The organism is Rhodanobacter sp. MP7CTX1 (assembly GCF_014205795.1).
GTDB lineage: Bacteria > Pseudomonadota > Gammaproteobacteria > Xanthomonadales > Rhodanobacteraceae > Rhodanobacter.
In genome coordinates this window covers 43,946-67,035 of sequence record NZ_JACHCN010000020.1, presented here as the reverse complement: position 1 = coordinate 67,035, position 23,090 = coordinate 43,946, and the positions used below count along the sequence as shown (strand labels likewise).

The 23,090-nt window shown below is 61.9% G+C and carries 19 protein-coding genes and 1 tRNA gene; 14 read left to right on the top strand and 6 right to left on the bottom strand.

Translation table 11 applies throughout. The features are described 5' to 3' along the window. Positions 1–201: 201 nt before the first annotated feature. Both HDE77_RS18670 and HDE77_RS18665 read left to right on the top strand, forming a co-directional pair. Positions 202–963, top strand: a complete 762-nt coding sequence (locus HDE77_RS18670; RefSeq protein WP_184419421.1) for an NAD kinase — start codon at positions 202–204, stop codon at positions 961–963. A gap of 753 nt (positions 964–1,716) precedes the next feature. Beyond that, on the top strand, positions 1,717–2,646 hold the full coding sequence (locus HDE77_RS18665) for a 5'-nucleotidase (protein ID WP_184419420.1): 930 nt from the start codon (positions 1,717–1,719) through the stop codon (positions 2,644–2,646). An 88-nt stretch (positions 2,647–2,734) separates the two neighbouring features. On the opposite strand, the gene HDE77_RS18660 is transcribed toward HDE77_RS18665, so the two are convergent. Further along, complete coding sequence (locus HDE77_RS18660; RefSeq protein ID WP_184419419.1) at positions 2,735–3,490, bottom strand: hypothetical protein; 756 nt, start codon at positions 3,488–3,490, stop codon at positions 2,735–2,737. Positions 3,491–3,808: 318 nt separating this feature from the next. Then, positions 3,809–4,684 (bottom strand): DMT family transporter, encoded by an 876-nt coding sequence (locus HDE77_RS18655; protein WP_184419418.1) that lies wholly within the window; start codon positions 4,682–4,684, stop codon positions 3,809–3,811. Positions 4,685–4,867: 183 nt separating this feature from the next. On the opposite strand from HDE77_RS18655, the gene HDE77_RS18650 reads away from it, so the two are divergent. From HDE77_RS18650 to HDE77_RS18635, 4 genes are all read left to right on the top strand, one after another. After that, the gene (locus tag HDE77_RS18650) at positions 4,868–6,037 is read left to right on the top strand and encodes an acyl-CoA dehydrogenase family protein (protein WP_184419417.1); all 1,170 of its coding nucleotides are present in this window, start codon (positions 4,868–4,870) and stop codon (positions 6,035–6,037) included. Positions 6,038–6,168: 131 nt separating this feature from the next. Further along, positions 6,169–6,711 (top strand): GNAT family N-acetyltransferase, encoded by a 543-nt coding sequence (locus tag HDE77_RS18645; protein ID WP_184419416.1) that lies wholly within the window; start codon positions 6,169–6,171, stop codon positions 6,709–6,711. After that, positions 6,708–7,202, top strand: coding sequence for a hypothetical protein (locus tag HDE77_RS18640; RefSeq protein ID WP_255482809.1), 495 nt, complete (start codon positions 6,708–6,710; stop codon positions 7,200–7,202). The genes HDE77_RS18645 and HDE77_RS18640 overlap by 4 nt, the downstream gene beginning before the upstream one ends. A gap of 197 nt (positions 7,203–7,399) precedes the next feature. Then, a complete protein-coding gene (locus HDE77_RS18635) occupies positions 7,400–9,673 on the top strand; it encodes a thiamine pyrophosphate-dependent enzyme (RefSeq protein WP_184419414.1) in 2,274 nt (757 codons plus the stop codon). A gap of 213 nt (positions 9,674–9,886) precedes the next feature. Here the strand turns inward: HDE77_RS18635 and HDE77_RS18630 are convergent, their stop codons facing one another. Next, a complete protein-coding gene (locus tag HDE77_RS18630; protein ID WP_184419413.1) occupies positions 9,887–11,638 on the bottom strand; it encodes a diguanylate cyclase in 1,752 nt (583 codons plus the stop codon). A 411-nt stretch (positions 11,639–12,049) separates the two neighbouring features. Between HDE77_RS18630 and HDE77_RS18625 the strand changes: the two genes are divergently transcribed. After that, positions 12,050–12,601, top strand: coding sequence for an NAD(P)H-dependent oxidoreductase (locus tag HDE77_RS18625; RefSeq protein WP_184419412.1), 552 nt, complete (start codon positions 12,050–12,052; stop codon positions 12,599–12,601). A gap of 118 nt (positions 12,602–12,719) precedes the next feature. Here HDE77_RS18625 and HDE77_RS18620 read toward each other — a convergent pair whose 3' ends face one another. Together HDE77_RS18620 and HDE77_RS18615 are read right to left on the bottom strand one after the other, a co-directional pair. Next, the gene (locus HDE77_RS18620) at positions 12,720–14,705 is read right to left on the bottom strand and encodes a S9 family peptidase (protein ID WP_184419411.1); all 1,986 of its coding nucleotides are present in this window, start codon (positions 14,703–14,705) and stop codon (positions 12,720–12,722) included. Between the two features lie 468 nt (positions 14,706–15,173). Further along, a tRNA-Ala gene (locus HDE77_RS18615) sits at positions 15,174–15,249 on the bottom strand. Positions 15,250–15,451: 202 nt separating this feature from the next. Between HDE77_RS18615 and HDE77_RS18610 the strand changes: the two genes are divergently transcribed. Beyond that, the gene (locus tag HDE77_RS18610) at positions 15,452–15,865 is read left to right on the top strand and encodes a host attachment family protein (protein WP_184419429.1); all 414 of its coding nucleotides are present in this window, start codon (positions 15,452–15,454) and stop codon (positions 15,863–15,865) included. Between the two features lie 137 nt (positions 15,866–16,002). Here the strand turns inward: HDE77_RS18610 and HDE77_RS18605 are convergent, their stop codons facing one another. Next, entirely contained in the window at positions 16,003–17,121 is a 1,119-nt protein-coding gene (locus HDE77_RS18605) for an HRDC domain-containing protein (RefSeq protein WP_184419410.1), read from the bottom strand. A gap of 100 nt (positions 17,122–17,221) precedes the next feature. Between HDE77_RS18605 and HDE77_RS18600 the strand changes: the two genes are divergently transcribed. The 6 genes from HDE77_RS18600 to HDE77_RS18575 all read left to right on the top strand — a co-directional run bounded on the left by HDE77_RS18600 (position 17,222) and on the right by HDE77_RS18575 (position 23,078). Next, complete coding sequence (locus tag HDE77_RS18600; RefSeq protein WP_184419409.1) at positions 17,222–19,159, top strand: SUMF1/EgtB/PvdO family nonheme iron enzyme; 1,938 nt, start codon at positions 17,222–17,224, stop codon at positions 19,157–19,159. A 274-nt stretch (positions 19,160–19,433) separates the two neighbouring features. Further along, positions 19,434–19,886 carry an SRPBCC domain-containing protein gene (locus tag HDE77_RS18595; RefSeq protein WP_184419408.1) on the top strand — a complete coding sequence of 151 codons (453 nt, stop codon included), beginning with the start codon at positions 19,434–19,436 and terminating at the stop codon, positions 19,884–19,886. A 7-nt stretch (positions 19,887–19,893) separates the two neighbouring features. Continuing rightward, the gene (locus HDE77_RS18590; protein WP_184419407.1) at positions 19,894–20,223 is read left to right on the top strand and encodes a metalloregulator ArsR/SmtB family transcription factor; all 330 of its coding nucleotides are present in this window, start codon (positions 19,894–19,896) and stop codon (positions 20,221–20,223) included. 10 nt (positions 20,224–20,233) lie between these two features. After that, on the top strand, positions 20,234–20,689 hold the full coding sequence (locus HDE77_RS18585; protein ID WP_343206137.1) for an SRPBCC family protein: 456 nt from the start codon (positions 20,234–20,236) through the stop codon (positions 20,687–20,689). 180 nt (positions 20,690–20,869) lie between these two features. After that, positions 20,870–21,802 (top strand): HAD family hydrolase, encoded by a 933-nt coding sequence (locus HDE77_RS18580; RefSeq protein ID WP_184419405.1) that lies wholly within the window; start codon positions 20,870–20,872, stop codon positions 21,800–21,802. Positions 21,803–22,130: 328 nt separating this feature from the next. After that, entirely contained in the window at positions 22,131–23,078 is a 948-nt protein-coding gene (locus HDE77_RS18575) for a hypothetical protein (RefSeq protein ID WP_184419404.1), read from the top strand. Positions 23,079–23,090: the final 12 nt, after the last annotated feature.

The following is a 23,090-nucleotide window of genomic DNA, read 5'->3' as shown; positions in this document are numbered from 1 at the left end:
CGCCCGTATCGCCTTCGCACTGCTCAAGACCGATTCGCAGTATCAACCCAAATTACCCCAAACCACTTGCATGCAAACATAGAATCTCCCACAGGCTGTCGGGTGCGCAGGCTCTCCTGCCGAAATCGGGGCAGGTCGGGGCATGGTCTTGCGCGTTCATGCTGTGTAATCTGATCTGACCTCACTGTCGGGTTTCCGCGCATGCGCTTTGCCTTCGTCGCCAGCGATACCAGCGTCGCCCAACAGGCGCGGCGCAAACTGGTGGATCGGTACGACGATGTGCCCCCCGAACAGGCTGAACTGATCGTGGCGCTGGGCGGCGACGGCTTCATGCTGCGCACGCTGCACGCGCACCGCGCGCTGGAAGTCCCGGTCTACGGCATGAAGCTGGGACGGGTCGGTTTCCTGATGAACAAGTACCGGCTCGACGAGCTGCCGGAGCGGATCGAACGGGCCCATCTCGCCTCGATGTTTCCGCTGCAGATGGAAGTGACCGATGCGGCCGGCGAGGAACACACCGCGCTAGCCTTCAACGAGGTGTCGCTGCTGCGTCAGAGCAACCAGGCCGCCCACCTTGAAGTGCAGCTCAATGGCGAAGTAAAACTGACGGCGCTGGTGTGCGACGGCATCATGGTTTCCACGCCGGCCGGTTCAACGGCTTACAACTTGTCCGCGCATGGGCCGATCCTTCCGCTGGACGCGAACGTGCTGGCGCTGACGCCGATCAGCCCGTTCCGACCGCGTCGCTGGCGCGGCGCGATCCTGCCGCATCGCACCGAAGTGATCCTGCGTGTGCTCGATCCGGGCAAGCGCCCGGTCAGTGCTACCGCCGATTTCCATGAAGTGCGCGACGTGCGTACGGTGTCGATCCGGCAGTCCGGCGGGCAGGGCGTAAGGCTGCTGTTCGATCCTGAGCACAATCTTGAACAGCGCATTCTCGACGAGCAGTTTGCGGCGGAATGATGCATGGGTGGGAAGCCGATGAGCGACAGGCGCTGCCTGAGTGGCGGTGCGATTCACTCAAACCGTTGGCCCTGAGGGTAGGCCTGTGGGGCCGAAGTCGAAGGGTGCGCCTAGATTGCCCTTCGACTTCGCTGCGCTACGCTCAGGGCGAACGGAGAGGGGACGGAGGGTGAGCGGAGGGCCGGAGTGAGGTTGAGTTTCTGTCAAATCGTCAAGCAGTGAAACCGTGAAGCCGCCAAGCCGTCAAGCCGTCAAGCCGTTGGCCCTGAGGGTAGGCCTGTAGGGCCGAAGTCGAAGGGTGCGCCTAGATTGCCCTTCGACTTCGCTGCGCTACGCTCAGGGCGAACGGAGAGGGGACGGAGGGTGAGCAGAGGGCCGGAGTGAGGGTGAGTTTCAGCCAAATCGTCAAGCAGTGAAACCGTGAAGCCGCCAAGCCGCCAAGCCGCCAAGCCGCCAAGCCGTCAAGCCGTCAAGCCGCCAAGCCGTCAAGCCGTGAAGTCGCCAAGCCGCCAAGCCGTTCGCCCAGAGCGTAGGCCTGTAGGGCCGAAGTCGAAGGGTGCGCCACGACGACCCTTCGACTTCGCTGCGCTACGCTCGGGGCGAACGGAGAAGAAGGGGGAACGGACAGGGGCAGGGGGCGGAGCACGAACCGAGCGCGAACGGGCGGAAGCAATCTGTTTCCTGCAGAAACTCGGCACGAGTCATACTTCCTTTTGTTAGATTCGACACCACCACCTTCAACTACCTGTGTCCATGATCCACCCACTCACCGATGCCGATGATCCCACTGCCGCCAGCGACAACCGTCTGGTGGTGGCGATTTCCTCGCGCGCGCTGTTCGATCTGGGTGACAGTCACGCGTTGTTCGAGCGCGATGGTCTGGATGCATATCGAAGCTTCCAGATCGACCACGAGAACGAGATTCTCAAGCCCGGTGTCGCGTTTCCGCTGGTGCAGAAGCTGCTGGGTTTGAACAAGCTGGCCGGCGACGTGCCGCCGGTCGAGGTGATCCTGCTTTCGCGCAACTCCGGCGACACGGGTCTTCGCATTTTTAACGCGATTCAGCACTACGGGCTGGAAATCAGCCGTGCCGCATTCACCAGCGGCGCGCCCACGTCCGACTACATCGCCCCGTTCAAGGCCGACCTGTTTCTCTCCGCCAATGCCGAGGATGTCGGCCGCGCGCTCGCCGCTGGCGTTGCCGCCGCCACCATCCTGCCGAGCACTGCTCCAGCGCGTGCCAGCGAACAGCTGCGCATCGCGTTCGACGGCGACGCGGTGATCTTCGGTGACGAGGGTGAGCGCGTATCGCGCGAGGAAGGCCTGGAAGCGTTCCACCGCAGCGAAACCGAACACGCTGCCGAGCCGCTGTCAGTCGGGCCCTTCCGTGGCTTCCTCACAGCACTGCATCGCCTGCAAACCGCATTCCCGGCCGAAGACTCGCCGATCCGCACCGCGCTGGTCACCGCCCGCTCCGCACCCGCGCACAAGCGCGTCATCCTCACCCTGCGTCGCTGGGGCGTGCGTATCGACGAAGCACTGTTCCTCGGCGGCCGCGACAAAGGGCCGTTCCTGGACGCGTTTGGTGCCGATATCTTCTTCGACGATTCACCGGCAAACGTGGAGTCCGCGCGCAAACACGTGGCGACCGGGCATGTGCCGCATGGGGTGAGCAACCGCTGACATTCGGTTGAAAGCCAGCGGTCTCAAGAGTCGCCCTCGGCCTCGGGCAGACGATCAGAAGATTGCGGAGCGCTCCGAACGCCCACCCCTATTGGCTCTTTGGTTTCGGTGCCGGCGGGGTGTTTTGACCAGAGTTGGTCGGTGTATTGGCGGCCTTTCCCTTGTGATGTTTAGCGGCGCCTGGTTTAGCGGCAACTTGCGCCGTGTTGCCTCTTTCGTCATCGAATTCAATTCGAATCGTGTTGTTCTGCTGATTGGTCCAGGTCGCAGCGTCGCTTGCCTTGATCACCTGAATCGTGGCTCCACCGGTAGCTGATGTGTCGGATTCGACCTGGATGGCCAAAGCCACACCCAACTTCTTGGGTGTAAGGCATGGTGCCTGACTATGGTCGGTATCCAGCAGTCCGAACACCGCCTTGTCGACGGCGTTCGCGAGCTCATAGCCGGCGGGCAATGGGGCCACATCAGGACTCTGGTCGCCAGCGAGGCGATGGGCGATTGCCAATTTTGCTGGTGCCAGATCATCCCGCAATTGATCGGGATACTCTTCCGTGAACTCGGGCTTGAACAGATAGGTCACTGTTTGTGCGTTTGAATTCGAATTGACCTCGCTAGCGCCGAGATTCCAGACGGTAAGGTCGACGCCGAGGTTTGCCTTGTCGTCGGACTTCGACATCGTTTGCAAACTCAACGTGACCGTCATATTCGAAAACACCATCCGATTTACCCAGAACTCCCCGGATTGATCCAGCTCCCCACACCAGACGGGATGTGTGGCCACTGGCGTCTTTATCTGTACTTCGTCACCCAACGTGTAGCGCACGGCGAGCAACTGCTTCTTCACGGCCTCGACTGCCGCTTGAACGGTGGCGGGTGGGCTGTCGTTGGTGGGGGCCGGTTCGGTCGGTGGGGGTGGTGGCGCGACGACCGGTGGTTTCGGTAGTGGGCTATTGCAAGCTGACAAACTCAGGATCGCAACGATCGAAATGAGCGGCGCATGAGCTTTCATGGGTCCTCCCACGCATGATCAAGCCAATGGGAACCCGATAGTACGCTCCAAAACCGCGCGCATGTCACCGACGGCCTCATGGGATCAGGTCACGCGACAATGTTCAGGTCATGGGTAAAACGAACGTTTGGATAATCTGCCTTCCCACCAGAGTTAAACCAACCGTGCGCGGCGCCACCATGGGGTCACTTTTTCTTCGCGAACCAGCGTGAACAGTCCGGCGCCGAGAATGATCGCGATGCCAAGCAACATGGGCCAGTCCAGCCGATCGTGGAATAGCACGTAGCCGAACAACACCGCCCACAGCATCTGGCTGTATTGGGTGGGGGCGACATGATTTGCAGGGGACCTCTGGGTGGCCAGCATCAGCAACACCGAGGCCAGCGCGGCAAGCAGGCCGTAGCCGAGCAGCAACAGCCATTGGTGCATTGAGGGCCAGACGAAGTTCGACAGCATCAGGATGCTGGTGACCAGCAACGGGCCAATCACGCCGGCGCCATATAGCGTGATGCGCTTTTCGTGTGGAACGGACACGCGCAGGGCGATTATCGATATAGCTCCGGTGAGTGCGCAGACGGTGGCGGCCAGATGGCCGATGCCTAGCGCGCGGAAGCCTGGCCGCAGCACCACCAGCACGCCGACAAAACCGGCGACCACCGCCGACCAGCGCCGCCAACCGACGTGCTCCTTGAGCAGGATCACCGAAAGGATGGTCACGAAGATCGGCAGCAGGAAAATCAGCGCGAATGCCTCAGCCATCGGCAATGCGGTGAAAGCGATGACGGCAGCGGTGCTGCCGATCGCGCTAGCGGCGGCGCGTACCAGCCACAGGCCAGGCCGCCGCGCAATCACCACCTCGTGCCAGCGGGCGCCCCCGTGCCGGATGAAGGGCAATGCAGTCAGGCCTAGCGCTGCCCCGAAGAACACCGCCTCGTAGGCAGGCAGCGAACCGCGCAGCAGCTTCACGAACGCGTCGCTACAGGCATAGGCCGCGAACGCCATGAAGCCGAGCAACACACCTTTGAACATGCAGTTTCCGGATTTCGGTGGGGATGTAGCGCTTGTGTAGGTTGGGGTGAGCGCCAGCGATGCCCAACATCACGTTCGCCACATTGTTGGGCCTCACTGGCGCTCACCCCAACCTACGCCGCTACGAGGCTCCGTGGGCCGCGCTACAATAGCGGTTTTTACGCATTCGTCCCTGGAGCTTCCATGGCTGTCAGTCTCAATCCCCTTGATCTCTACGATGTCCGCTCGCTGCTCACCGACGAGGAGCGCATGGTGCAGGACACCGTGGGGCGCTTTGTCGATGAACGCGTGCTGCCGATCATCGGCGATTGTTTCGACCAGGCGCGCTTTCCGAAGGAGCTGATCCCCGAGATCGCCAGCCTCGGCTTGCTGGGCGCGACGATTCCCGAGCAATACGGTGGCGCCGGCATGAATGCCGTCAGCTACGGCCTGATCTGCCAGGAGCTGGAGCGCGGCGATTCGGGCCTGCGCAGTTTTGCCTCGGTACAGAGCTCGCTGTGCATGTATCCGATCTATGCCTACGGCAGCGAGGAGCAGAAGCAAGCCTACCTGCCGAAGATGGCGGCCGGCGAGGTGATCGGCTGCTTTGGCCTGACCGAGCCGCATGGTGGCTCCGATCCGGCCAACATGAAGACCCACGCCAGGAAAGATGGCGGCGACTGGGTAATCAACGGCGCCAAGATGTGGATCACCAACGGCAACCTGGCGCACATCGCGATCGTGTGGGCGCAGACCGAGGACGGCATCCAGGGCTTTATCGTGCCGACCGACACGGCCGGCTTCAAGGCGCAGGAAATCCACAAGAAGATGAGCCTGCGCGCATCGGTGACCTCGGCGCTGTTCTTCGACAGCGTGCGTGTGCCGGACAGTGCACGGCTGCCGAATGTGAAGGGTCTGAAGGGACCGCTGGGCTGCCTCACGCAGGCGCGCTATGGCATCACCTGGGGACCGATCGGCGCGGCACAGGCGTGTCTGAAGGAAGTGCTGGACTACTCCAAAGAGCGCGTCCTGTTCGACCGTCCGCTGGCTGCCAATCAGGCGGTCCAGCTGAAGCTGGCCGACATGGCCCGCCGCATCACCTTGGCGCAGATGTTGTGCCTGCAGCTCGGTCGCCTGAAGGATGCCGGCAAGATGCAGCCGACCCAGGTGTCGCTGGCGAAATGGAATAACTGCCGGATGGCGATCGATATCGCCCGCGAATGCCGCGACATTCTCGGCGGCGCCGGCATCACCACCGAGCATGGCGCGATCCGTCATGCGCTGAACCTGGAATCGGTGATTACCTATGAAGGCACCGAGACCGTGCATCAGCTGGTGGTGGGTCGCGAGCTGACGGGCATCAACGCATTCTGACGATCTTTCCTTCTCCCCGGGGGAGAAGGTGCCCGAAGGGCGGATGAAGGTTCGGTTGGGCGTGCAACTTGCGCGCTGGGCGAACCCTCACCCCTGCCCTCTGGGGGAGAGGGAGCAAAAGGAGCCGAGCCTTGTCGATTTCCGAGATCCGCATCGAAACCGATCGCCTGATCCTGCGCCCGACCCGGGCGGAGGATTTCGACGCCTACGCGGCCAACATGGCCGACGCCGAGGCGGCACAGTTCATCGGCGGTCAGCAGTCTCGCGCGGCCGCGTGGCGGGGATTCCTCACCATGGCGGGCGCCTGGTCGATCCAGGGCTTCGCGATGTTCTCGGTGATCGAGAAATCCAGCGGCCAGTGGATTGGCCGGCTCGGACCGTGGCATCCGGTCGACTGGCCCGGCACCGAGGTGGGTTGGGGCCTGGCGCGGGCAGCATGGGGAAAAGGCTATGCGTATGAAGGGTGTGTTGCGTCCATCGACTGGGCGTTCGATCACCTTGGCTGGTCCGAGATGATCCACTCGATCCACCCGGACAACCATGCCTCGCAAGCGCTTGCGAAACGATTGGGTTCGACCTGCCGCGGCCCCGGCAAGCTGCCAGCGCCGTACGAGAACTCGCCGACGGAAATCTGGGGTCAGACACGCGACGAATGGCGACGCCGACGCGCATGATCGATGCTGGTTTGCAGGCCACCCTGGCGCTGATCGTGCCGGAGCTGCAGCTGACTTGCGACGATCCGTGGTGTCTGATCGGCAGCGCGGCGGCTCAGTTGATGGGTGCTGACGTAGCGCCGGCGGACGTCGATGTGCTGGTGAGTCGCGCCGATGCCGATCGGTTGATCGCGCGGTGGATGTTGCAGCTGGATCATGCCTACGAGCCGACTGGCGTCGAGCGTTTTCGCTCACGTTTTGCGCGATTTCATTTTCCTGGGCTGCCGGTCGAGGTGATGGGTGGTCTGGAACTGAATGGCGACGAGGGATGGCAACCCGTGCGGATCAGCCAGATGGTGCTGGTCGGCGTGAACGGTTTGGCCGTGCCGGTGCCTTCGATTTCCGAGCAGATCCGCGTACTCGAAAGCTTCGGACGTACCAAGGATCGCCAACGCGCCGACTTGCTGCGCGGCGTTTGCCTCCTCTCCCCCTTGGGGAGAGGATTGCGGTGAGGGGCGGGTGCTCGCGGGGAAGTTGATCAAAGCCCCCTCCGATGTAACTTCATCGCAAGATTGTCCCCTCACCCCAGCCCTCTCCCCAAAGGGGAGAGGGGGAACCCCTGTCGTACTGGCGCATATATCGCCGCACAGCCGATAATCCACTGTTTGCCGCACCAGGCGCCCCGTTCCCCAAGAGACAGCTTGCCATCATGACTGCCACCCCGTACCCCCTGTCGGCCCGACACAAGGGTTTCAACCGTGCCGAGATCGTCGATCAGAACTTCACCGAGTTCGTGCAGCTGTGGGATGGCGATGTGCACACGGCACCGCGCGACGACCAGCCGGTGTTGCCGGGCAGTGGGCTCGATGCGCGCGGTTTTCGCGAGTTGCTGGAATCGCAATTGATCTCGCGCCACCTCGACCTGATGGCGCGCGTGCTGCGCGTGCAAAACAAAGTGTTCTACACGATCGGTTCCAGCGGCCACGAAGGCAACGCGATGGTAGCGCGGCTGACCCGGCATACGGATCCGGCATTCCTGCATTACCGCTCCGGCGGTTTCATGGCCGAGCGTTTCCGCAAGCTGCCGGGGATGGACCCGGTAACGGATTCGGCGCTGTCATTTGCTGCCAGCAAAGACGACCCGGCTTCCGGCGGCCGCCACAAGGTGTGGGGCAGCAAGCCGTTGTGGGTATTGCCGCAGACGTCGACGATCGCCTCGCATCTGCCCAAGGCGTTGGGTACCGCCGTTGCGATCGAGCAGGCGCGGCGGATCGGCCATACGCTGCCGATCCCCAACGACAGCATCACGATTTGCTCGTTCGGCGACGCGTCCAGCAACCACGCCACGGCGCAGACCGCGTTCAACACGGCGGCGTGGACGGCCTATCAAAAGTTGCCGGCCCCTGTGCTCTTCGTATGCGAGGACAACGGCATCGGCATCTCGGTGAAGACGCCGACTGACTGGATCGCCAGCAACTTTCAGCAGCGCTCCAACCTCGACTATTTCTTTGCCGATGGCCTCGATCTGGCTGAGGGTTACGCGCAGGTGCAACGCGCGGTGGAGCATTGCCGCACGACACGCAGACCCACCTTCCTGCATCTCAAGACGACCCGTGTGATGGGCCATGCCGGCACCGATTTCGAGATCGAGTGGCGCAGCATTGAGGAGCTGTTCGCGGTGGAGGCGAGCGATCCATTGCTGCGTTCGGCGGCGATTGCACTGGAGTCGGGCCTGTACAGCAAGGACGAACTGCTGAATCTCTACGAGACCACGCGCAAGCGTTGTTTCGCTGCCGCCGAGGACGCCGATTCACGCCCGCGCCTGACGTCGCTGGCGGACGTGATGAAGCCGCTCGCGCCGTACACGCCGGCGGCGGTGAAGGCCGAGGCCACGCGTGCTGACTACGCCGAGAAGCGCCTCGCTGTGTTCGGCGGCGAGGCAAAGTTGCCGGAGAACCTGCCGCCACGGCATCTGGCGATTCAGATCAACCAGGCGCTGCACGATCTGCTGGCGAAATATCCGCAGGCGCTGCTGTTCGGCGAGGACGTGGCACAGAAAGGTGGCGTGTATACCGTCACCAAGGGCCTGAACAAGACGTTCAAAGGCAGCCGAGTGTTCAACACACTGCTGGACGAGACGATGATCCTCGGGCTCGCCCAGGGTTACGCCAACATGGGCATGCTGCCGCTACCGGAGATTCAGTACCTGGCGTATTTCCACAATGCGTGCGATCAGATCCGCGGTGAGGCGGCGTCGCTGCAGTTCTTCTCCAATGACCAGTACCGCAATCCGATGGTGATGCGCGTCGCATCGCTGGGGTACCAGAAAGGTTTCGGCGGCCATTTCCACAACGACAACTCGATCACTGCGCTGCGCGACATCCCGGGCCTGGTTGTCGGTTGCGCGAGCCGCGGCGACGACGCGGCGACCATGCTGCGCACCATGATGGCGCTGGCGAAAGTGGATGGTCGGGTTTGCGCATTCCTCGAGCCGATCGCGCTGTACATGACCAAGGATCTGTACGAGGCCGGCGACGGCCAATGGCAATTCGACCATCCGGCGCTGGATCAGGCGATGACGTTGGGCGAAGGCCGCGTCTACAACGAAGCTGCAAACGATCTGGTGGTGTTCACGTTCGGCAATGGCGTGCCGATGGCCTTGCGTGCCGCCAAGCAGATCGAAGCGGAGCAGGGCTGGCAGGTTCGCGTGGTCGATCTGCGTTGGCTGGCACCACTCAACGACGCGTTCATCGCCGCGCAGGCGAAGACGGCCAAACGCATCCTGGTGCTGGACGAAGGTCGCAAGAGTGCCGGTGTGGGCGAGGGCGTGATCACCGCGATTGTCGAGGGCGGCTGTGGTGCTACACCGATGCAGCGGGTGGTCGGCGCCGATACGTTCACGCCACTTGCCGGCGCAGCCTTGCTGGTGTTGCCGGGTGAAGCTGAGGTGGTGGCGGCGGCGCGGGAACTGGCTGCGCGTTGAGGTTACCCTGGTTCGCTTGCGACCAAGAGCAACCTCCCCAACCCTCCCCTGCAAGCAGGGGAGCGAGCACAGCCTGATCTTGCTCCTCCCTCTGCACGCAGGGGGGGGTGAGGGGGGCTTTTGATCTTTGCTTGCGGCAAAGAGCAACCCCACCCCAGCCCTCCCCTGCGAGCAGGGGAGGGTGCACAACCTGGACAGGCTGCCAAGGGCAGCTCAGCTATCCTTGCGGCGCTTTTCCACGACGTGCATGCGCGGGGGATTCGGCAGCGTCGGCACCGTGGCGGCTTCGTACAGCACCACCTGGTTGCGGCCGTTGAGCTTGGCGCTATACATCGCCTGGTCGGCACGTTCGACCAGTGACTCCACGTTGTCACCGTCCTTGTGCATGGCGACGCCGATACTGATGCTGAGCAGCAGCGACTCGTCGTTCACCGAAATTTCCAGCCGATGCACGCGTCGGCACAAGCGCGTCGCCACTTGTATTGCCTGATCCGCTGCGGTGCTGTCGAGCAGGGCCACGAACTCCTCACCGCCGTAACGGCAGAGCAGATCGCTCGGCCGCAATTCGTTCGCCAGTGCCTTGGCCACAGCGACCAGCGCGCGATCTCCGGTGTTGTGACCCTGGCGATCATTCAGCAGCTTGAAATGGTCGAGATCAAGAAACAGCATGGCGATGGGCCGTGGGGGGGCGGCCGCCAACACCGCGCAGGCACGCTCACTCCAGGCGCGGCGATTGAGTACATTGGTGAGCGCATCGTGGTCGGCCAGCAGACGCACGACATCACGATCGTGGCGCAGCGTGAGTGCACGGTCGGCCAGGCCCAGTGACAGCATGAGTGCCTGGAACGCGCCGCCAGCCAGACTGGCATCGTTGAGCCAGTCCAGTTCGGGGAGTGCACCGTTGGCCTGCGCGCTGGTCATCGCAGTAAGCACCAGTAACGGCGTCCAGCCGGCCAGGAAAAAGCACGCCTGGCGCGAGCCGCGCGCGGCGGTGACGATCGCTGCAATCAACAACAGCGCTACGCCGATCATCAGCAGCGGATTGAGCAGCATTTGCGCCACTTCGACCAACAGTGCGATATGGCTGCAGCGCATCAACATCAGTTGGACCATGCCGACCGCGAGCGCCATGATCGGCACGCGCAGCAGAGGCGCGTACCGTTGCAATTCGCAGAACCGCATCATGAACAGCGAGGCGAATACCACCGACAGCGCAACCGCTGCCGCGCCGCCAAGCAGGGCGATTTCGGATAGCCACTGCCACTCCAGCGGATGGAACAGAAAGCCGGTCTGAATCCCCTGAACCAGCATGTAGCAGAAGATGTAGCCCGCGTACCAGGCATAGGTAGTGTCGAGCAGCATCGCCGCGAAACACAGCGCCATCAGCACCATCGCCAGCATCACGGCAAAGCAGGCGCTGGCGAACGCAAGCCACTGCGCATCCTGCTTTAGATAGTCGCCCCAGGACTGCAGTTGAAACCGTACTGGTGCGCTAAGCGTCAGTGACGGCTCGAACTTGAGCAGGATCGGTGCCGATGCCCACTGCGTGGCAGGCACCCGCCATGCCAGCCGGCCATGGCCGTGAATCGGCACGTTGAAGTCGTCCAGTGCCAGGGCCTGAGTCCGCTCGGGGCCGTATGCCGTGACCGTGCCCAGCGGCGGAGGGTAAATGGTCAATACGCGCTCGCCGTCGTCCCAGGGGGGTTGCGGGGCTATCACCACCCAGCTCCCGAGTGCCTGACGGGGAAACCGTTGCAGCAAGGATGGATCGAAACTTTTCAGCAGGCCGGCGTGGTAGTTGTCCAGCACGATTTTCGGGGTGTCATCGGCGCGAACCTCACGCCAGGCGCCGTTAAGCGGGAGAGGGGCTGCGTAGGCAGCAGCCACCCACAGCAGGCCGAACACAAAACCGAACCATGGCCGCCAAAGGCGACCTGGTGTCGGTACTGTGATCAGCCTCTCCATCTGACGCCCCCCGTTTTGCCAGACTCTTGCAGGACTGCACGTAAAAAACGCGTGCCTCCGGCAGATTGATGGTGCTCCCGACATCATCGTCACGAGCTCACTGACCGCCTGCCCACCAAGCGGTGGTCAGCGTGCCTTCAAAGCTCCTCTGTTCGCTGTGAGGATCTCCCCTTGCGGCCTGGCCTGGCTTCCTGACGCACCCATTGCGGCCCCCATTATGAAACGAATGGAGGCGGAATAAACCGGCCCCGCCATCGTAACTTAAGTTAAGCATGAGGCATGCCAGCGCTGGAGCATGGTGATTGGGTACCTTCACCCTCACGCGGGCTTGGCGCAGTGGCTGGCATCGTGCTCCTCCGATCAGCGGCCGTTTGGCCGAAGCAGTTCAACCTGGACGCGGGGTGTCAGCTTATGAGCAAGGTAGCGGTATTGGTGGGCAGCCTGCGGCGGGAGTCATTCAACCGGCGGCTGGCGCTTGCGGTGGCGCGGTTGGCGCCCGAGGGGCTCAGCTTCGAACATGTGCAGATCGACAATCTGCCGCTGTACAACCAGGACCTCGACAGTCATTACCCAGCTGAAGGGCAACGGTTGAAGCGGCAGATCGAGGCAGCCGATGCGCTGCTGTTCGTTACTCCCGAGTACAACCGTTCCATTCCGGGCGTGCTCAAAAACGCGATAGACATAGCCTCCCGCCCCTGGGGCAAGAACTCGTTTGCCGGCAAGCCGGGTGCCGTGATCGGTGCCTCCGTCGGCGCCACCGGCAGTGCGTTGGCACAGCAGCACCTGCGCAATGTGCTGGCTTACCTGGACGTGCCCTTGCTGGCGCAACCTGAGGTGTATGTCCATTTCAAGGATGAATCGCTGATCGATGCCGAAGGCAGGATCGCCAGCGAGGGCACGCAGAAATTCCTGCAGGACTTCGTCGACCGCTACGCGAGCTGGGTGCACGACCACCTGGGCTGATCGTCATCCACGAAAACCTGTGGGAGCGACTTCAGTCGCGATAGGCCTGAAGGGACGGGTAGCCCAATCGCGACTGAAGTCACTCCCACAAGAGATATGCGCCCCTGAGAAGAGCGCTCTACAGGTGCGCGGTCATCCAGCCCACCCAGCGCCGGTAGACGTCGGTGGTGCGCACGATGTCGCTCGGGAAGTGTGTATCGGTCGGATAGGCGTAGAACTCCACGGGGACGCCTTTGTCGCGCAGCGCGTGGTACCACTCGTAGCTGTTCACCAGCGGTACGTTGGGGTCGCCCACGTCGCCCATGATCAGCGTCGGCGCAGTGACGTTGTGTGCGTAAGTAATCGGGGACTGCTCCCGCCAGATGTCCTGATATTTCGCAGACCACGGCGAGCCGCCAAAGTAGTACGTGTCGCCCTGCTGGTAATAGGACACGGTGTAATCCATCACCCAGTCGGTGAGCGCGGCGCCTGATACGGCCGCCTTCCACACCGGGTAATGCCCGGTAAGCCAGGTCGTCATGTAGCCGCCGTACGACCAACCGGTCACGCCGATGTGATCGGGGTCCACGATGCCGAGTTTTTCCACCGCTGCCAGGCCGGCCATCACGTCGTTGCCCGGGCCTACGCCGGTGTCACGGAAGATCGCGTGCTGGTAGGCATCGCCGAGACCGGTGCTGCCGCGATAGTTGGGCTGGAACACCAGGTAGCCGGCGGCGGACAGCAACTGCGGCAACGCCGAGAACCGGACAGTGGATTCCGCTTCCGGGCCGCCGTGGATAACCAGCACCAGCGGATATTTCTGGCCGCTGCGGTAGCCTGTCGGATAAGTCAGGACGCCGTCTTCCTGGAAGCCATTGGGTCCCTGCCACTGGACCGACTCGGTACGTCCGAGCGTGAGACCGTCCACGAACGCATTCACATCGGTGAGCCGCCGCGGCTTGGCGCTGACCGACTCCATGACGTACAACTCGTTGGGATGCGTCTTGGTGCTGCCGACGAAAGCCACCGCGCCGGTTTTCGAAACACTCAGCTCCGCATTCGCTTCCACGTCACCAAGATCGAGCGGCTTCGCGGCACCCGCCAGCGGCTGCTCCCACAGCACCTGGCGCGTGCCCTCTGCACCCGCCAGCAGCAGCGCTTTGCCGTGCGGCAGCCAGGCGTAGGTGTCGAAATTGCGCGCCAGTGCCTGCGTAACGTCGCGCGTGTTGCCGTTGGTGCCAACGTACACCGCGTTACCGTTGTTCTGATCACCGTTGCGTGGTCGCACGAACGCAAACGTATCGCTGTCCGGTGCGTAGGAGAAATTCGTTGAGCCTCCGTCTGACACCAGCGTGCGCGTTGCGCCGCCGCCCGCATCCACTGCGGTAATCACTGACTGGAACGACGGTCCCCAGTACGGATTGGGAAATTGGGTGAATGCAATGTGTTGGCTGTCACGACTCCACTCCGGCACCGGCGGTGTGTCCTGCTGGTCGGTCTGCAGGCTGTAAGTGCCTTGCGTGAGCTGTTTGGACGAGCCGCCCGCGCTCGCTACCACCCACAGGTGCCAGGGTGTGAGCGCCGCCCGCACCAGGAAGTTGTTGTCAGTCACCTGGAACGCATCATCGTGTTCCTTGATGGCTTTCTCGTTGGCCGGTTCGTCCTCGGTGATAAACGCGATCTGCTTGCCGTCCGGACTCCAGCTAAACGCATCCACGCCACGCTTGGCCTCGGTAAGGCGTATCGCGTCGCCACCGTCCATCGACATCACGAACAACTGCCCCTGCTTGGTCTCGTCATCGTTGGCGATGAACGCCAGTCGCGTGCCGTCCGCCGACCAGCGTGGCGACGAAAGCTCTGTGCGCTTCCAGGTCAGGGCGCGTCGCGCGCCGCTGGCCGTGTCCACCAGGTCGATTTCCTGCAGGTTCTTGTCGGTCTTCCAGTCCGGCGTTGAGACGATCACCGCGATCCGTTTGCCATCCGGCGATATCTGCGGCTCGTGCAGGCTCACGATTTTCTGCACGTCGCCCAACTGGAATACCGGCGCGCTCGTGGCGGCGCTGGCCAGCAGCGGCAATGCAAGAACACCGCAGAACGCGAAGGCGAAATATCCCATGGATTTCATCACAGCTTTTCCCATTCCAGGTACGCGACTGACGCGACGACAGGCCACTCCCGTCATCGCACATCAGCAAGGTTGAACAGTGGAGGCACGATTCCCACGGGCGAGCCTCGCACGATCCGAGCTGCCGGGAAAAGTGCGTAATCGCACTTGCATCGGTCAAGCGCTGGTTGGGCGCCGATGGGTGCGATGGTTTTTCGACATCCCATGATGCTCCGCTGAGCGAAACTCGCCACGCAACCGTTAGCGTAGGTTGGGGTGAGCGCAGCGATGCCCAACAGAACTCCTCAAGGCGGCGACGTTGGGCATCGCTGCGCTCACCCCAACCTACGTCATTCGGTCTGGGTTCCTACGTCGGCAGGCCTTGGGCGTGGCAAACGGTCACTCGGCCAGCCCCGGCAATGGCTTGCACGCAGGCAAAAAAAAGCACCCCGCCTTGCGACGGAATGCTTTGGTTTTCTGTTGATTCGTTGGTGGAGCGGATGGGGATCGAACCCACGACCTCTGCATTGCGAACGCAGCGCTCTCCCAGCTGAGCTACCGCCCCACACGAGCCGGGAATGTTAGCAGTGCGCCCAGGGTTCGCCAAGACCCGGCTTCCCCTGGGGTTCTGCAGCTCAAACAGCCTAAGCGAGCGAGCAATGAGGCCAGGTCAGGGCGCGTTATTCGTCGTTCCCAACCTCATCACGCGCCGATGGCTAGGCTCGAGCGGGTGGCACAACGCTTTGTGTGCCGAACTCAAGGAGAAGCTGATGCAAAAAATTCCCACTGGCACCTGGGTCGTCGTTGCTGACGGCACGCAGGCGCGTCTATTCCAAAACGTCGGCAAGCAGGATGCGCTGCGCCTGAAGCAGGAAGAGCTCATCAAGCCCGACGTCGTTGATGAGGAAGGGCAGGGTCCATCAGGTCACCGGCCGCCCGAGGAAAGCCCGGAACAGAACGACGAAGCGACCTTCGCCAAGCAGCTCGTCCATCGCCTGAATGCTGCCGCGTTGAAGCAGGAATACGAGCATCTCTTTTTGATTGCGGATCCGAAAACACTGGGCGAGATCAGGCCACAGCTTCACGTCGAGACGACCAAGCGCATCACGGGCGAGCTTGCCAAGACGCTGACCAACTCGACGCTGGACGAGATCGAGAAAATTCTGAAAGCAAACGAGTAGCCGCGAGGCCTGGTCGATCACCGCCAGTCTTGCGATCGGCGGTGGTCTTGGCCTTCATCAGGCGTTCGGTCCTGGCCTCCGTACCTCCGAAGCTCGGAAGTCGTTTGGATATGTCGGTGGCGTCGTGAGCTCGCGAATCAACCCGGCAACAGCCCCGGCAGACGGTCGTGCAGCACGTCGCGGCGCCAGCCATCGAGAAACTCGGGCCACTCGGCGGTGACCACATATTCCTCCAGTGCCTTGCGCGGGCAGAGCAGGCCGGGTGGCAGGTCGAGCTCCATGGCGAGGGTGTCGATCAGCTGCTTCATGGCGGCTAGCGCTTTCTTTGCTTCGCCCTGAGGGTGTCCGGGGATGCCGGACGTGGCGGCGATTTCGTCGGCGCTGACCGCCGGTGCGAGCAGATCGAACAGTTCACTGCGCTGCGCCGAACGCAGGGCGCGCTGACCTCGGCTGCGTTGCTCGAGGTCGCCGAGAACGGCGGGTGGTTGCTGGGCGAGGCTCAGTGCCAGCGCGTCGTCCATCAGCCACGGGCGCGGAACGTCGAGGCGGCGCGCACTGCGGTCACGCCACAGCAGCAGGCGGCGCAGCAAGGCCTGTTGGGCGGCTGGCCATTCGGCAGCTCCACGCATCGCCGCCTGGGGTTGCGGGTCGCCGTCGCGATGGCTGGCACGACGCTTCAGCCGTTCGCAGTCTTCCGCATGCCAGGCGGTGCGGTCGCGCTGCTGCAGGCGTTCGCTGAGCTGCTCGTGGATGGTTTTCAGATAGACCACATCCAGCGCGGCATAGGTGCATTGAGAGGCCGTGAGTGGGCGCTGCAGCCAGTCTGAGCGGGTCTCGCCCTTGTCCAGCTCTATCCCCCCGACCAGCTCTGCGACCAGCGCGCGATAGCTGATGCCAAGGCCCATGCCCGCGAAGGCAGCCGCGATCTGCGTGTCGAAAAGGTGTCCCGGGCCGTTCGGCAGCAGCGGGGCGAGAGTTTCCAGGTCCTCGCTGGCGCTGTGCATCACGGTGACTGCCGGGCCATCGCCAAGCAGTGGCTGCAGCGCATCGCCGATCTCGAAGGCGAGGGGGTCGATCAGCGCATAGCGACCGTTCCAGCCAAGCTGTAGTAGCGCCAGCTGCGGATAGAACGTATTGCGTCGCATGAATTCAGTATCCAGGCCAATCGCCGCGTCGGCCGGCAACACGGCCAGCCACGCCTGCAATGCGTCGCGGTTGTCGATCCATTCGGCATTGACTGTTTCAGGCAGTGACATCGGTGTTCCTTGAAAAATGCGGGGCGCGGATTGCCCTGTCGGCAGTTTGTGCCTATGGTGAGCAGCGCACGATAACAGGCCACCTCAAGGACGCCCATACATGCCAAGCAATGCCACCTTGCACCGTCAGCGCACTCTAGGTGGGGCGCTGGGCATTGTCGTGCTGGGTTGTGCGCTGACGTATCACTTTTTTCCGCGGGTATTCCACGTCGAACCGACCCAGGCACCACGCCGCTCGATGTCGATGGGAACGACGGTGCCGAGCAGTGAGGCGCAAGTGGAACAGGTGTCGGCGGCGGCGGAGATCAATGCCGGGCCGCCCATGACGCTCGCACCGACGGTCGTGATCGTCGCGCGCAGCAGCCATAAAGCAAATCTACCCGAGCAGATGAGCGCGGACACGCCGGACGTGCTGGCGTTGCTGACACGGGCGACCAAGGCGCTGCATGACGGTCAGCTGGTTGGCGACAAGAACAGTGCCGCTGCATTGTTTGCGCAGGCGCTGAAGGCAAAGCCGGATAGCCGCCGCGCCGCGCAAGGACTGTTCGATGTGCACGCACGACTGGTGGCGCAGATCGATCAGGATATTGTGGTGGGCGACGTCGCTTCGGCACAGGATCTTCTCGATGCGCTGCGCACGCTGCCGAATGCGACCGACGATGTGGCGCAGCTGGAAGCGAGCTTGAAAACCCTGGCCAAGGTGCGGCCGATGCTGGCGAAGGCGGCTGCGTTGCTGCAACAGGGGAATGCCGATCAACCTGTCGGTGGCAGCGCACTGGATCTGTACCACGAGGTGCAGAAGCTCGATCCGCAAAATGCCGTGGCCGAGCAGGGCGTCCTGCAAGTGCAGCACGCCGTGCTTGATCGGGCCTTAGCCGCTGTGGCGCAAAACGACTTTGCCAGCGCGGACAAGGCGCTGACGGAAGCGCAAGCCATTCGTCCCGACTCGCAGCAGATGCAGGATACGCACAAGCGTGTGGACGACATGCGCGAACAACGTGCTACTGGCGTACTGGCGCAGGCACGCTCGGCGCTGGATGGCGGCAATATCGCGATGGCGAAAAAGCTGGCGACGCAGGCACAGGACATCAGTCCGAACCTGGCCGGGCTGGCCGACTTCGAGGAACAACTGACCAATGCGCGGTTGTATGCCAGTTACAAACCCGGCCAGATATTCAGCGACCGCTATGTGGACCTGCCGGGCAAGACGCCAGCGATGGTGGTGGTTCCCACCGGCAGTTTCCAGATGGGCGCACCGGATAACGAGGACGATCACAACGCCGCTGAAACACCGCAACACCAGGTCACCATCGGCAAGGGCTTTGCGATGGCGCGCAGCGCCATTACCGTCGGACAGTTTCGCGAGTTTGTCCGCGCCAGCGGCTATGTGCCCGACTCGGTGAAGCTGGATGGCGCCAGCGTGTATGACGAGCAAAGCGGTGCACTTCGCGATGATCCTCGTGCCACCTGGCAGGACGACTACGCCGGCCATCGTGCTGGCGAGAATCTGCCCGTAGTGAACATCTCGTGGGGTGACGCCAAAGCCTATGCCGACTGGCTCAGCCAGCGCACCGGCAAGGTCTACCGATTGCCCAGCGAAGCCGAGTTCGAATACGCGCTGCGCGGCGGAACCACCACACGTTACTGGTGGGGCGACGGCACACCCACCCGTCCGGTGGAAAACCTCACCGGCTCCGGCGATCGGTCACACATCGGTCGGCGCTGGAGTCATGCGTTCCGCGGTTACAGCGATGGCTATTGGGGGCCTGCACCCGTGATGACGTTCGCGGCGAATCCGTTTGGTCTCTACGACATCAACGGCAATGTTTCGGAGTGGGTGCAGGATTGCTGGCACGAGAGTTACGTCAGTGCCCCGAACGACGGCTCGGGATGGCTCAACCCTGGCTGCGGCACCCACGTCGTCCGTGGCGGCTCCTGGGGCAGTTCACCGGACCAGGTGAACTCGGCCTATCGCGAAGGCGCCGACGGCAGCATGCGTAGCGGTCGCGTTGGCTTCCGCGTGCTCCGCGAACTTTAAGCTGCGCGAACCTTGACTCACGTGAACTCCCGCTTTGCTCCTCCCCCTGCTCGCAAGGGGAAGTTGGGAGGGGGTGAGCTCTTGATCTTCCAGCGCTAAGCGCGCGGCCCTGATGTGTCGCACTGCCGAGTCGTGTCGTTTGACATGCAAGTAAATACTTGCATATAATCCGCCACGCCATAAGGCCGCGGCACGCGTCTTCGATAGACGCCAGCAGCTGCGTTGCCCCGACAACCCGCATCGTCATTTCGATCAACCTGTAAGGAGAGTCGCGATGGATATCCTGCATAGAGTTGGAATCAAATCATCCTCGGCTGAGGTCTACAACGCATTGGCCACACGTGATGGTCTTGCCGCCTGGTGGACGAACGACACGCAAGGGGAAAGCAACGTAGGCGGCGTGTTCCAGTTCCGCTTCAGTGCCGACGGCGCCGAAATCGGCGGCTTCGACATGAAGGTTCTTGAGCTTGATCCCGGCAAGCGTGTGCTGTGGCAAGTGGTCGACGGCCCGGTGGAATGGATCGGCACCAAGATCAGTTGGCAACTCAAACAAGACGGCGACTATTGCATCGTCCTGTTCAAACACCAGGACTGGGAGGAGCCGGTGGAATTCATGCACCATTGCAGCACCAAGTGGGCGATCTTCCTGATGAGCCTGAAGTCGCTACTGGAAACCGGGAAGGGTGCACCCAACCCGCACGACATCAAGATCGACAACTGGAACTGAAAGGCTTTTGGACATCGACAAAGTCTTCAAGGCGCTAGCTGACCCGGGCCGCCGACGTCTGCTCGACATGCTGCATCATGAGAACGGCCAGACGGTGACGGCACTCTGCGAGCACATGGACATGACGCGCCAGGCCGTGACACAGCATCTGCAACAACTCGAGGGAGCCAACCTCGTCGCCGTCATCTGGCAGGGCCGGGAAAAGCTCCACTATTTGAATCCTGTACCGCTGCATGAAATTTACGAGCGCTGGATCGGAAAGTTCGAGCGCAACCGCCTGCGTGCCTTGCACGACTTCAAGAAAAAACTGGAAGGTGATGACCATGACAAAGCCTGACTTCGTATACGTGACCTACATTGCGACGACGCCGGAAAAGGTATGGCAGGCGCTGGTAGACACCGAGGTGACGCGCCAGTACTGGGGTGGCTTGAACACGGGCTGCGCCGCGAATGTCAACGTGTCGGACTGGAAGCCCGGTTCAAGCTGGGAGCACCGGAGCGCGGACGATGCAGGCGCCGTAAAAATTGTCGGCAAGGTCGTCGAGATCGACCCGCCACGTCGCCTCGTGGTCACCTGGGGCAGGCCAAAGGACGTCGAGGACGAATCAAAACATTCGCGCGTTGCATACGAGATCGAACCGCACGGCGACGGGCTTGTTCGTTTGACAGTGACTCATGCAGGCCTCGAGAACGACCCCGAGATGTTCGCCGGGATATCCGGTGGCTGGCCACAGGTTCTGTCGAATCTCAAGACGCTGCTCGAAACTGGTCGCGTGCTACCGCACTCATCTTCGGCAGCCTGAAAAGCAATCGATGACGCCAGAGATATTGTGTGATGTGGCGCGTGGCCGCTCGGGCTTCCTGACGGGAAGAACAAAGACTCTGACCCCATTGGCTGCGGCATACACAGCTCCAAATCGTCTTGGACCCAAGCTGTTGTTTAAACGTACGACATCCCTTTGGTCATGCTGGAGGGCTTCACGATGTCAGATCCCAACCCTTTGCCATCCTGGGTCGATGGGCCCAACAAATCGGCGATTCTTGATTTTGTTGCACGGGTGACGAACGAAGACGATCCGCACTTTCGGCCGGCTGCGGAGCGCATCGCCACATTCGACAACGACGGCACCCTCTGGTGCGAATTCCCGAACCTTGTGCAGGTTCTCTTCACCCTGGCCGAAGTGAAGCGACTGACTTCGCAACGTCCCGAGCTACTCAACAAACCAGCGTACAAAGCCTTTCTCGCCGGCGACCTCAAGACCCTTGCATCGCTACCGAGGCAAGACGTTTTTGAGACCATTTTTGCAGTCCATGCCGGGATGAGCGTCGACGATTTTGAGGTAACTGTGGCTGAGTGGTTTTCCTCCGCCAGACATCCGACGCTGGGTCGTCTGGTACTCAACAACGCGTATCAACCTCAGCAAGACTTGCTGGCCTATCTTCGGGCAAACGAATTCAAGACCTTCATCGTTACCGGCGGCGGTGTCGAATTCGTGCGAGTCATTTCGCAACGCCTATACGCCATCCCGGCCGAGCAAGTCATCGGATCGAGCACGAAATGCCACCTCAACACCATCGACGGAAATCTAGTGCTCAGAAAGCTGCCTGATTTGGGAAGCTTCGATGATCGCGATGAAAAGGTCGTCAATATCGGTCTCCACCTGGGCCGCCGACCCATCTTTGCCTTCGGCAATTCCGACGGCGATCTATCGATGCTTCGGTACACGCTGCAGGGCGATGGCGCCAGGCTTGGCCTGCTGCTGCACCATGACGATGCGGCGCGAGAGTTTGCTTATGATCGGGATTTCAAAATCAGCCCGTTGAGCGACGGATTGGAGCATGCCGATGCATATGGCATTCGAGTAGTCAGCATGAAGAGCGACTGGCGGAGTGTGTTTTCATTCGCTTCAGCCTAATCCGCAGCAAAGTTGCTCAGGGCATATGCGCCACAGCCAATGCCCCTCGGAGTGTCAGAAAATAACCTGAACCTGGCTCCTACTGATCCACCGCGATACGAGGCGATGAAAGCTGAAAAGCGCCAAGAACGAGCCGAACGGCACAGGCGGCTGGTTGATAGTCCAGCCACGTGGAAGGCGCATAAGGCGGCGTGCAGCGCGTGGCATCAAAGCCTGACGAGCAAAGAGCATGCAAAGCCCGCATTGTGTAACGTAGCACTCTGATAGCATCGGCACATGGATGAGATGCTGGTAGCTCACTTGGCAAGTTTGCGAGTGATCTGGCGCGATGGAGAGGGAACTGCTCGTGGCGAAGTGTGCGAATTCAGGCTGTCCGGTTTGCTACCCCAAACCCATAGAGCCGAAGCCTCCCGAAATTCCGCCCACCCCGGTCTATGACGAACAGTTGTGGCTGTTGAGCTCGGACAACGAGCCCGCCTGCAACGTGCCCTACACCATCCGGCTCGGTGGTGGCGGCATGCTATCCGGGGTGACCGACGGCGACGGCTACACCGATCGCATCATGACGCAGCGCCCAACAATCATCATGGCGATCACGCTGACGCCACCGGTGGCTGCCAGCGCGGTGGCGTGCTGCGCTGCGAATGGTGACGATATGTCCTACGAGCGGGTCTACGTCCAGTCCTTGACCAGCACGATTGCCACCACCAACGACAATAACGTCGGTTCCTCCGTCGCCAAGGTGGAATTGCCCAACGTAAAGAAGCGCAACCTCACCCGTGGTGAAATCGCCATGGCACGCACCGTGTTCGGCGATAGCGTGGACTACGCCAAGGTCAAGGTGCACCACGGCGGGTATTGGCTGTTCATGGGAGGGCAGGACAAGGACACCGCCGTCACGCCCAATGGTCAGATGTACTACCCAGAGGCTATTTACCGGGATGACTTCGCCCTCAGAGAGGACGGAGGCAGAGCCTTGTTCATGCACGAGATGGTACATGTCTGGCAATACCAGATGGGCTATGGCGTTAAGCTGCACGGTCTCACCGTCACCAGTCGCGGCCCCTCGGCCTATGTCTATGCACTCACTCCGAATAGCCGCCTGCACGACTTTAATATGGAGCAGCAGGGCAACATCATGTCCGATTACTATGTGATTTGTGTATGGCAAAACAATAGCCGCGCATTCAACCCAGGCACGGATCCGGAACTGCTGCGCAAAGTGATGGCCCCCTTTGTCACCAATCCGCGCGACAAGAACCACCTCCCGGAATAAGTTGAGATATCT

Excerpts from the sequence above, each read along its gene's own strand:
- HDE77_RS18670 (WP_184419421.1), top strand. The coding sequence starts at position 202 with ATGCGCTTTGCCTTCGTCGCCAGCGATACCAGCGTCGCCCAACAGGCG.
- HDE77_RS18665 (WP_184419420.1), top strand. The coding sequence starts at position 1,717 with ATGATCCACCCACTCACCGATGCCGATGATCCCACTGCCGCCAGCGAC.
- HDE77_RS18655 (WP_184419418.1), bottom strand. The coding sequence starts at position 4,684 with ATGTTCAAAGGTGTGTTGCTCGGCTTCATGGCGTTCGCGGCCTATGCC.
- HDE77_RS18650 (WP_184419417.1), top strand. The coding sequence starts at position 4,868 with ATGGCTGTCAGTCTCAATCCCCTTGATCTCTACGATGTCCGCTCGCTG.
- HDE77_RS18640 (WP_255482809.1), top strand. The coding sequence starts at position 6,708 with ATGATCGATGCTGGTTTGCAGGCCACCCTGGCGCTGATCGTGCCGGAG.
- HDE77_RS18635 (WP_184419414.1), top strand. The coding sequence starts at position 7,400 with ATGACTGCCACCCCGTACCCCCTGTCGGCCCGACACAAGGGTTTCAAC.
- HDE77_RS18630 (WP_184419413.1), bottom strand. The coding sequence starts at position 11,638 with ATGGAGAGGCTGATCACAGTACCGACACCAGGTCGCCTTTGGCGGCCA.
- HDE77_RS18625 (WP_184419412.1), top strand. The coding sequence starts at position 12,050 with ATGAGCAAGGTAGCGGTATTGGTGGGCAGCCTGCGGCGGGAGTCATTC.
- HDE77_RS18620 (WP_184419411.1), bottom strand. The coding sequence starts at position 14,705 with ATGAAATCCATGGGATATTTCGCCTTCGCGTTCTGCGGTGTTCTTGCA.
- HDE77_RS18605 (WP_184419410.1), bottom strand. The coding sequence starts at position 17,121 with ATGTCACTGCCTGAAACAGTCAATGCCGAATGGATCGACAACCGCGAC.
- HDE77_RS18600 (WP_184419409.1), top strand. The coding sequence starts at position 17,222 with ATGCCAAGCAATGCCACCTTGCACCGTCAGCGCACTCTAGGTGGGGCG.
- HDE77_RS18595 (WP_184419408.1), top strand. The coding sequence starts at position 19,434 with ATGGATATCCTGCATAGAGTTGGAATCAAATCATCCTCGGCTGAGGTC.
- HDE77_RS18580 (WP_184419405.1), top strand. The coding sequence starts at position 20,870 with ATGTCAGATCCCAACCCTTTGCCATCCTGGGTCGATGGGCCCAACAAA.
- HDE77_RS18575 (WP_184419404.1), top strand. The coding sequence starts at position 22,131 with ATGGAGAGGGAACTGCTCGTGGCGAAGTGTGCGAATTCAGGCTGTCCG.